Annotated in this window: 1 protein-coding gene; it reads right to left on the reverse strand. The window is 36.2% G+C overall.

What is annotated here, in order from left to right:
• Window positions 1–157: 157 nt before the first annotated feature.
• On the reverse strand, window positions 158–1,282 hold the full coding sequence (locus Q1K34_RS17940; protein ID WP_300442112.1) for a Fic family protein: 1,125 nt from the start codon (window positions 1,280–1,282) through the stop codon (window positions 158–160).
• Window positions 1,283–1,481 lie beyond the last annotated feature (199 nt).

Below are 1,481 nucleotides of genomic sequence, written 5' to 3' on the forward strand. Positions count from 1 at the left end.
TTACGCTTAACTTCCCGTACGCTATAAAAACAGCACAGGAACCATGCGCAAGTTTATGGCAGATATGGGGCAGAAATTTCCTTAATTATTAATGAACCGGAATGTTAATATAAGCGCTGCTTTATATGATGTAATTTATCTGAACGTAAACCAGCTACTATTTAAATAGTTTGAGATAATCGTCAAAAACATATAATTTGTCACGCTTTCCTCCCGTAATTTCCTTTAATATTTCCAGATTTTCTAAATCTGCAATTAAATTATAGGCTGTTCGTTTTGAAACATTTGCAACCTCCATAATTTGCGTTACTTCGATCATAGGGCGTTTAAACAAATAACTCATTACTTTTTGTGCATTATTTGCCTTGGAGCCCAGGTTCTGTAATTTGAATTCAGTCTCTTTTTTGAGTTTTAGGATTGCATCAAAAGTGCTTACCCCACTTTTAGCCGTCTCAATAACCCCAACTAGAAAAAACTTAAACCACTGTTTAAGATCATTATGTGTGCGCACTCTGGTTAAATTATCATAATAAAGAGCCTTATTCCTTTCAAAAAAATCTGAAAGGTATAGAATAGGGCGCTTGAGTATTTCTTTATCAACCAGATATAAAGTGATTAATAATCTACCTACTCTTCCATTACCATCCAAAAATGGATGTATCGTTTCAAATTGATAGTGAATCAATGCAATTTTAAGTAAATCCGGAAAGTAGATGGAATCATTGTGCGCAAAATGTTCAAGATCGCTCATAAGCTCTGCTATTGTATTATGCGCGGGCGGCACAAAAACTGCATCGCTTATGGAAGCTCCTCCTATCCAATTCTGACTTGTACGAAAAACTCCCGGCATTTTATGATCCCCTCTTACACCCTGAAGCAATACTTTATGCGTTTCTTTAATTAGACGAGACGAAAATGGAATATCCTCAAGCATTGCTATAGCTTGATTCATTGCAGCGATATAGTTCTGCACCTCTTCCCAATCGTCTTTTTTCTCTGGATTTACATTTTCTTTCTTGAGTAGTGCTTCTTCTATATTAGTCTGTGTACCCTCAATGCGGCTACTTTGTGTAGCTTCTTTAACTACGTGCATGCTAATGAAAAGATCGATATCTGGGATATGCTCTGAATACATATCAAGACGCCCCAAATGGCGGTCGGCCTTAGAAAGGAGATCAAGGAGCTCCATATCATGAAGTTCCCATTGTTTGTTGATAGGGTGGGGCTGGTAACTTTTATAATAGCCCTGATTAATTTTGACCCCCGCTTTAAATTTTTGCATTACTCTTGTTACTTTGCACTAAGTTCTTGGCTATTGCAAAATAACATAAAAATTTGCAATAGTAATTATGTTGTTGCAAGTAAGCAGGATTATTTGCAAAAAGAACATAGCCTCATGTAATTTTGTCTCTTCTAGCTACTACCTTTCTTTCTTTATGAATTGCTTTCAGCAGGATTAACATGAAAAACCGAATATGTGG

Origin of the sequence: Christiangramia sp., from assembly GCF_029937855.1 — a bacterium.
In the GTDB taxonomy this organism is placed as follows: Bacteria; Bacteroidota; Bacteroidia; order Flavobacteriales; family Flavobacteriaceae; genus Christiangramia.